Source organism: Candidatus Protofrankia californiensis (genome assembly GCF_900634765.1).
Lineage (GTDB): Bacteria > Actinomycetota > Actinomycetes > Frankiales > Frankiaceae > Protofrankia > Protofrankia californiensis.
This window is the reverse complement of the sequence record NZ_CAAAFT010000425.1, coordinates 4,317-13,057: the sequence shown is the minus strand read 5'-3', so window position 1 is coordinate 13,057 and position 8,741 is coordinate 4,317. Positions and strand designations below refer to the sequence as shown.

The following is an 8,741-nucleotide window of genomic DNA, read 5'->3' as shown; positions in this document are numbered from 1 at the left end:
CTGCGTCCGCTGATGTCCTGGATCGCCGAGCCCGTCGACTGACCTCACCCGACCCGGCCCGGCGGGCACGCGATCGTCAACCTTTGCGCGCCCGCCGGGCCGGCCGCGGACACCGGGGATTTCCCGGCTGGACAACCCCGGTACATCACCGGTAGCGGCCCGCAGTGGGTACGCTGGCGGCGCTCGCAACCATGCTTACTACCTGCGGGCGGTCATCCCTTGCCGTCTTCTCAAGGAGCCTTACCGTGCCCGTCGTCCTGGTTGCCGAGGAGTTGTCACCGGCCGGGCTGGAACTGCTGTCCAGCGAGTTCGAGGTCCGCCATCTCGACGGGACCGACCGGGTCGCGCTCCTGGGCGCGATCCCCGACGCCGATGCTCTGATCGTGCGCAGCGCGACCAGGGTGGACGCGGAGGTGCTCGCCGCCGCCCGCTCGCTCAAGGTCGTCGCCCGCGCGGGGATCGGGCTGGACAACGTTGATGTCGCCACCGCCACCACCCGCGGTGTGATGGTTGTCAACGCTCCGCTGTCGAACATCGTCAGCGCCGCCGAGCACGCCGTCGCGCTGCTGACGGCGGTGGCCCGCCGCATTCCGGCGGCCAATGCCGCGCTGCGTGGCGGTGAGTGGAAGCGCTCGAAGTACGTCGGCGTCGAACTCGCGGACAAGACCGCGGGCGTGGTGGGGCTCGGGCGCATCGGCCTGCTGGTCGCGCAGCGGCTGGCCGCCTTCGGTATGAAGATCGTCGCCTACGACCCGTACGTCTCGGTGGGCCGCGCCGCCCAGCTGGGGGTGCGCCTTGTCGACCTCGACGAACTGTTGCGGATCAGTGACGTCATCACGATCCACCTGCCCAAGACGCCGGAGACGCTCGGCCTCATCGGCAAGGACGAACTCGAGCGCGTCAAGCCAGGCGTGATCATCATCAACGACGCCCGGGGCGGGCTCATCGACGAGGTGGCCCTCGCCGACGCCGTCCGTGACGGCCGGGTGGGCGGCGCCGGCATCGACGTGTTCGCCACCGAACCGACCACGTCCTCACCCCTGTTCGAGCTGGACAACGTGGTGGTCACCCCGCATCTGGGGGCGTCCACCGAGGAGGCCCAGGAGAAGGCGGGCATCGCGGTGGCCCGGTCGGTGCGGCTGGCGCTGCGCGGCGAGTTCGTCCCGGACGCAGTGAACGTGCAGGCCGGTGGGGTTGTGGCCGAGGACGTGCGGCCCGGGTTGCCGCTCGCGGAGAAGCTCGGCCAGCTGTTCACCGGCTTCGCCGGCGGCCTCGCCGCCGCGATCACCATCGAAATCCGTGGTGAAATCGTCGCCCATGACGTGTCGGTGCTGCAGCTCGCCGCGCTCAAGGGAGTGTTCACCGACGTGATCGAGGAGCCGGTCACCTACGTCAACGCGCCGCTGCTCGCCAAGAACCGGGGGGTCGACGTCGCGCTGGAGACGTTCGAGGAAAGCCCTGACTACCGCAATCTCGTCACGATCCGCGGTGTGCTCGCGGACGGGACACCGGTGTCGGTGAGCGGGACGCTGACCGGTCCCCGGCAGGTCGAGAAGGTCACCGCGATCGACGACTTCGAGGTGGACATCCGTCCCCAGGCGCACCTGGTGTTCTTCCGCTACGAGGACCGTCCGGGGGTGGTGGGCGCGGTCGGTGCGCTGCTGGGCGAGGCCCAGATCAATATTGCCGGTGCGCAGGTCAGCCGCCGCAAGGCCGGTGGTGAGGCGCTGATATCGCTCTCGCTTGACGACGCGGTGCCACAGGACGTCCTGACCGAGATCGCCAAGATCATCGGGGCGTCCACGGCCCGGTCGGTGAGTCTCAGAGGGGAGTAACCGACCGGCTCCTCGCCGAGCGGACGTCGTTTCGCCGCTGTCCGGCCACAGCCGCCGGACCATCTCGCCGCCGTCCGGCCCGTGGGCCGTGGTGCAGGTTGCCGCGGGTTGTGGTGACCTGCCCCCTGGTTCGATGGCCATGGTGTGGAAAACGGGCCCCCGGGTTTACCGTGAAAACCATGGCTCGGGACGGTCGGGACCCGTTCGAGGGGTTGCACCTCGATGACAGTTTTGTGCGTTCTGCGCGCTTCATCGAGCCGTCAGCCGATGAACGCACGACAGCCTCCAGCGGGCCCCCGCACGGCCGCTGCCGGGTGGAACCCGTCCAGCCGGCAGGTCAGCGAGCGTTCTACCGCTGGGTATGGGCGCCCGGCTCCCCGCGTGGCCGCCGGGCCACCAGGCTGGTGGCGTTCTTGACGCTGCTGGCCGGAATGGCGGGTCTCGGCCTTTTCCTGCTTCGCCACGGCCCGCGCGCGGCGGTGGTGTCCGCCTCGGCACCCTCGGCCGGCAGCCCGGTCCGGATGCAGGATCCCGCTCCCGCCGCCGCGTCGGGCTCAGCACCGGCTACCAGCACGGCCACGAGCCCGGCCGTGCTGTCCGTCCGGGCGCAGCGGTTCACGCTCGAGCCCTCCCTGCTTGCCGGTCTGCGGCCGGGAGACTGTCTGGTCTGGAGCCCGGATCCGGCAGGCGAGGTCACGCCCACCCGGGTGGCGTGCGACCAGCCGCACGTCGACCAGGTGACGGGGACGGTCGACCTCACCGGTCCCTTCCCCGGCTGGCCGGGCCGGCCGGCGCTGGACGCCGCCGCCTCGAAGGACTGCGCGGACGCCGCGCGCAACCTCTTCGGTGGGACCGACGCCGTCCCCCACATGCAGGTTGCGTCGATCTACCCGGAGGAAGCGGCCTGGCAGGCCGGTACCCACGCGTTGGTGTGTACCGTGCGCACCGACGATCTGCGGCCGCGGGTGGGTCCGGCGCAGGCCGCGGGGCTGCCGACCTGACGTCACGGGCCTGATGGACCTCACACCGCCCGCCGGCGACCTGAAGCCTGCCCGGCCCATCGGGTAGGGGGTCGGGCGGCGTCGGCCGTCGAGTAGTAGGCTCCGACAAGAATGCATGCGCTTCTGCTTCTTAGTTGCCGCGGCGGGGCCTGAGACAGGTCGGCTTCCTCGCCGCGGGGTTTGGTGCGCGCTGGCCACCGCAGGCTTTTCTCCACGAAGCAGGAGCGGCAGAAGCAGTGACCACTTCACAGCAAACTTCTGGCATGCCCGTCGACAAGTACCGGCCGTTCATCCCGGTCGACCTCCCCGACCGGACCTGGCCGAACCAGACGATCACACGTGCGCCCCGGTGGTGCAGCGTCGATCTGCGCGACGGCAATCAGGCGCTGATCGACCCCATGACCCCGGCGCGGAAGATGCAGATGTTCCATCTGCTGGTACGGATGGGCTACAAGGAGATCGAGGTGGGCTTTCCCGCCGCGAGCCAGACGGACTTCGACTTCATCCGGCAGCTTATCGACGGCGAGCACATTCCCGACGACGTCACCATCCAGGTGCTGACCCAGGCGCGTGAGGAGCTGATCGAACGTACGATCTCCTCGCTCGTCGGCGCGCCGAATGTGCTCGTGCACCTGTACAACTCGACGTCGACATTGCAGCGCCGGGTGGTGTTCGGGCTTGACCGGGGCGGCATCACCGACATCGCCGTCCAGGGTGCGCAGTGGTGTGCTCGTTATGCGGAGAAGCTGCTGGCGGGGACGGACGTCCGCTGGCAGTACAGCCCGGAGTCGTTCACCGGAACCGAGCTGGACTATGCCCTCGAGGTCTGCGAGGCGGTCATGGACGTCTGGCAGCCCACACCCGATCGGCCGGTCGTGCTGAACCTGCCGGCGACCGTGGAGATGTCCACGCCCAACGTCTACGCCGACCAGATCGAGTGGATGTCACGCAATCTGACCCGGCGTGAGGCGGTCGTGTTGTCCCTGCATCCCCACAACGACCGTGGCTGTGCCGTGGCCGCCGCGGAACTCGGGGTGCTGGCGGGTGCCGATCGGATCGAGGGATGCCTGTTCGGCAACGGCGAACGCACCGGCAACGTCTGCCTGGTGACATTGGGGCTCAACCTGTTCTCCCAGGGCGTCGACCCGGAAATCGACTTCGGCGACATCGACGAGATTCGCCGGACCGTGGAGCACTGCAACCAGATTCTGGTGCATCCGCGGCATCCCTACGGTGGCGATCTTGTCTACACGGCTTTCTCCGGTTCCCATCAGGACGCCATCAAGAAGGGCTTCGAGGCCATGGAACGGACCGGGCAGCGGCTGTGGGAGGTGCCCTATCTGCCCATCGACCCGATGGACGTCGGCCGGTCCTACGAGGCCGTGATCCGGGTGAACAGCCAGTCGGGTAAAGGTGGCGTCGCCTATCTGCTGAAGTCGGAGCATTCCCTGGACCTGCCCCGCCGGCTGCAGATCGAGTTCTCCCACGTCGTGCAGCGCCACACCGAGGACACCGGTGGGGAGGTGACCGGCGAGCAACTGTGGGCGATCTTCTCCCGGGAGTACTTCCTGGCCGAATCCGCGGCCGACGCTCCGTTGGAGCTGCTCGGCTCCCGGACTACCGCAGCTCACGGGGAACGCGACGAGGTGCGGGTGTCGGTCCGCATCCACGGTGGCGAGGAGATCATCAGCGGCACCGGCAACGGGCCGATCGACGCGTTCGTCGCCGCACTGCGCACCCGGGACGTCGAGGTACGTGTGCTCGACTATCACGAGCACGCTCTGGGCTCGGGAGCGGACGCGCGGGCCGCGGCCTATCTCGAAGTGGCCGTGGGGGACAGGGTGTTCTGGGGCGTGGGGATCGACCCGAACATCGTCACCGCGTCCCTGCGCGCCGTGGTGAGCGCGGTCAACCGGGCCGCGCGGGATCAGCGCATCGCCACGGGTAGCTGAGCCGCCACGAATATCTGACCCGCCGCTGGTATCCGGGTCACCAGGAGTGCCCGGGCTGTCCGGGGCACGGTCATTCGGCCGGGCCGCGGGCCGGGTGTACCACTGCCTGGTCCGCGGCCCGGTCCGCGTCTTTCCGCAGATTCGGACGGTTGCGTTTCCGCAGATCCGGGTGGACGCCGGACATCTCCGCGAGCCGGAGCATCAGCCGTTCGATCCGGACCAGACCGACCGGTCGACCCATTTCGGTGACTACCACGACCGGGTCGAACCGCAGCGCCGGCGCGCGGCTCATCGCCCGGCGTGCCACGTCGACGACATGTTCGTCGGGCCGGGCGACCATACTGGCCGGGACACGCCGGGTGGCGGCGCCGCCGAGGGGCGCGGGTAGCTCCAGCGCCACCGGGTGATGCTGCCGGTTCACGACGATGGCCGCGCCGCTGCCGCCGGACCGCGGCCGTGACGGCATGTCGAGCCAGCAGGCCGCCTTCTGCGGGGCGCCCCGGCGCGCTCGGTCGTCCCCGAAGGAGATCCGTACCTGTTCGAGCAGGCTGCCCACCCCCTCGCCGCGCTCGGTCCGCTGGGCGAGCAACCGGATACGCCTGGAGATCGCGGGGTCGAGGCGCTGCCAGGTGTCCGCGGGGCGGCCCAGATACCAGCCCTGCCCGAGCGGGACGCCGAGCCCCACGAGCACGGCAAGTTCCTCGTCGCGTTCGATGCCCTCGGCGATCACCCAGGCGTCCAGCCGGCTGGCGAAGACGTTGACCAGTTCGGTCAATGTCCGCCGCACCTGGTCGCCATCCGCGCGGGCGACCAGGTCGCGGTCAAGTTTGACCAGGTCAGGGCGGATCTTGGCGATCTGGCGCAGCCCGGCGTAGCCGGAACCGACGTCGTCCATGGCGATGAAGCTGCCGCGCTCGCGCAGCGCCTGGGTGGTGGCGGCCAGCTCGGGAGTCCGCTCGGCGCTGACCGTCTCGTTGAGTTCGAGAACAAGCCGGCTCAGATCGGCGTCGACCCAGACCGCGGCCACCTCCGGGGTGGTCAGCAGGTTCGGCATGACGTTGACGGTGAGAAAACAGTTGGGCGGGAGCTGTTCGCGTGCCGCCAGCGCCGCGCGAAGCACCCTGGCCTCGAAGTGGGCGGCGATCCCGGCACGTTCGGCGGCGGCGAACCACAGGTCGGGCGAGGGAGTCGGTGCCGTTCCGAAACGCGCCAGTACCTCGTATCCGGCGATGACGCCGCGCCGGAGGTCGACGATCGGCTGGAAGACGATGCGCGGCTGACCGGGATCGGCCAGGGCGTTGCGCAGCGCGTCGGACCATTCGTCCGCGGAGTCGATCGCATGGTGGGTGTCGGAGGGGGCCGGTACTGAAAGCGTTTGAACGATCATGCGTCGTACACTCCCTTGTGTCGTCGCATGCCACACGTGCCCGACCGGGGGAGATTCCCCCTCGCCTCCAGCCGGTTACGGGAGCTGCTTCCTGATGCAGTTGTGGGACGTGATCGGTGCACTGTACGTGAGGACCTTTATCGCCATCGGCGATTCATCGTGCGTGTCGCGAAGCCTCTTCTCATGCCAGTCGTTTCCCAACCAACCGGAATAATCGTGAGAAGCAGCTTTTGTTCTAATTTTTCAAGCTGTGCGCGTTCGGGTATGTCATGACGGTTTTCATCCGATTTTCGGTGGCATCCGTCCCGCGGCTCGGCAGCGGCCCTGCGGTTGACCTGGCGCGTGGGTACCCGTGGATGGCGCCGGTCCGAGGGGACTGGAAGCCGGGGCGGGCACCGGGGCTGGCGCGTGACAGATTACAGTCGCGTTCATGAGGCTTGCGGTCATCGGCGGGGACGGCATCGGACCAGAGGTCGTCGCGGAGGGCCTGCGCGTGCTGCGTGCCGTCGAGCCCAAGGTGGAGACCACCGACTATGACCTGGGCGCGCGTCGCTGGTACGCCACCGGTGAGACCCTGCCGGACTCGGTGCTCGCGGAGCTACGCGAGCACGACGCGATCCTGCTCGGTGCGGTCGGTGACCCCGGGGTGCCCAGCGGCATCCTCGAACGCGGGCTCCTGCTGCGGCTGCGCTTCGAGCTCGATCACTATGTCAACCTGCGTCCCGTGCGGCTGTACCCGGGCGTCACCACGCCGCTGGCGGGCGAGCCCACCATCGACATGGTGGTGGTACGGGAGGGGACCGAGGGTCCGTACGTGGGCGCCGGCGGTACCCTGCGCCGCGGCACACCGTTCGAGGTGGCCACCGAGGAGAGCCTCAACACCCGCTTCGGTGTCGAACGCGTCGTGCGGGACGCGTTCCGCCGGGCGCAGGCACGCCCCCGGCGGCGGCTCACCCTCGTTCACAAGACCAACGTCCTGACCAACGCCGGAGACCTCTGGTTGCGTACTGTCGCCGAGGTCGCCCGCGAGTTCAGCGAGGTCCAGGTCGACTACCAGCACGTGGACGCCGCGTCGATGTTCTTCGTCACCGATCCGGGACGTTTCGACGTGGTCGTGACCGACAACATGTTCGGGGACATCCTCACCGACATCGGTGCCGCGATCACCGGCGGTATCGGACGGGCCGCCAGCGGCAACCTCGACCCGTCCGGAACGAACCCGAGCATGTTCGAACCGGTGCACGGCAGCGCGCCCGACATAGCCGGGCAGGGGATCGCCGACCCGACCGCCACCGTGCTGTCGGTCGCGATGCTGCTGGAGCATCTGGGCCGCGTGGACGAAGCGGCCCGGGTGGAGGCGGCGGTTGCCGCTTCCCTGGCCGACCGTTCCCGACCGCGAACCGGATACTCACGTGACCAGATCTCCACGCGCGAGGTCGGGGAGGACCTGGCGGCGCGAGTCGCCGGCTGAGCGCGAGTCGCCGGTTAAGTTGGTTCTGCGCCCCTCTCCGTACTTTTTTACCTTTCTTGTACCCCGCTCCGGTGGCCGTTCGAAACTGTCTGTCATCAAATCCGTTCAGAAGGTAACTATCCGAACTTGCACTGATGCGAATGGCCGGAGAAACGCTATCCTCTGAAGGGCCGTAGATCCGGTACGACGGCAGCCGACGGGGCCTGACCACGGCGAAGATCGGCAAGATCGTCACTCGCCCGCACGCTTCGTCGCATACGCCTGGAGTCATTCGTGTCCATTACACCGACGTCAAAAATCTGGATGAGCGGTCAGTTCGTCGACTGGGACGACGCCCGCATCCACGTTCTCAACCCGACGCTGCACTACGGCTGGGGTGTCTTCGAGGGCATCCGCGCCTACCCCACCGCCCACGGCAGCGCCGTGTTCCGCCTGACCGACCACGTCGCGAGGCTGTACCGCAGCGCCAAGATCTACATGATGGAGCCGGCGTTCACGCAGGCCGAACTCGTCGCCGTAATCAAGGAGACGGTCGCGGTCAACAAGGTCGACGCCTGCTACATCCGGCCGCTGATCTATCTCGGGTACGGCGAGATGGGCCTCAACCCGCTGCCTTCCTCGATCGAAGTGATGGTCGCGGTCTGGCCCTGGGGTGCCTACCTCGGTGACGATGCGGAGAAGAACGGTTGCCGGGCCACCGTGTCCACCTGGCGTCGCAACGACAACAACATCATCCCGCCGGCGGCCAAGGCGTCCGGGCAGTATCTCAACTCCTCGCTGGCCAAGGTCGCGGCGCTCAAGGCCGGTTACGACGAGGCCATTCTGACCAGTCCCAACGGGCACGTCGCCGACGGGTCGGGAGAGAACGTCTTCATCGTGTCGGGCGGTACGGTGATGACTCCGCCGCTCAGTGACGGGCCGCTCGGCGGCATCACGCGGGCGTCCATCATGCGGATCGCCGCGGACCAGGGTTACGAGGTCCGCGAGCAGCACATCGTCCGCACCGACCTGTACCTGGCGGACGAGGCCTTCTTCACCGGAACCGCGGCCGAAATGGTGCCGATCGTCGAGATCGACGACCGGCCCGTCGGATCG

6 protein-coding genes are annotated in these 8,741 nt (G+C 68.5%); 5 read left to right on the top strand and 1 reads right to left on the bottom strand.

Annotated features, from left to right (window positions below; all coding sequences use genetic code 11):
- The first annotated feature begins 245 nt into the window (after positions 1–245).
- The 3 genes from serA (at position 246) to leuA (ending at position 4,788) form a co-directional block, all read left to right on the top strand.
- Positions 246–1,835: a phosphoglycerate dehydrogenase gene (gene serA, locus DD1DGNOD_RS21910; RefSeq protein WP_131768352.1), complete on the top strand. Its 1,590-nt coding sequence runs from the start codon at positions 246–248 to the stop codon at positions 1,833–1,835.
- A gap of 179 nt (positions 1,836–2,014) precedes the next feature.
- On the top strand, positions 2,015–2,836 hold the full coding sequence (locus DD1DGNOD_RS21905) for a septum formation family protein (protein ID WP_131768351.1): 822 nt from the start codon (positions 2,015–2,017) through the stop codon (positions 2,834–2,836).
- Positions 2,837–3,099: 263 nt separating this feature from the next.
- Positions 3,100–4,788 carry a 2-isopropylmalate synthase gene (gene leuA, locus DD1DGNOD_RS21900; protein ID WP_165036965.1) on the top strand — a complete coding sequence of 563 codons (1,689 nt, stop codon included), beginning with the start codon at positions 3,100–3,102 and terminating at the stop codon, positions 4,786–4,788.
- A gap of 70 nt (positions 4,789–4,858) precedes the next feature.
- Here the strand turns inward: leuA and DD1DGNOD_RS21895 are convergent, their stop codons facing one another.
- Positions 4,859–6,175, bottom strand: coding sequence for an EAL domain-containing protein (locus DD1DGNOD_RS21895; RefSeq protein ID WP_131770956.1), 1,317 nt, complete (start codon positions 6,173–6,175; stop codon positions 4,859–4,861).
- Positions 6,176–6,605: 430 nt separating this feature from the next.
- Between DD1DGNOD_RS21895 and DD1DGNOD_RS21890 the strand changes: the two genes are divergently transcribed.
- Together DD1DGNOD_RS21890 and ilvE are read left to right on the top strand one after the other, a co-directional pair.
- Complete coding sequence (locus DD1DGNOD_RS21890; protein ID WP_131768348.1) at positions 6,606–7,646, top strand: 3-isopropylmalate dehydrogenase; 1,041 nt, start codon at positions 6,606–6,608, stop codon at positions 7,644–7,646.
- Between the two features lie 273 nt (positions 7,647–7,919).
- On the top strand, positions 7,920–8,741 hold an 822-nt coding region (ilvE, locus tag DD1DGNOD_RS21885; protein WP_131770958.1), incomplete at its 3' end, for a branched-chain-amino-acid transaminase.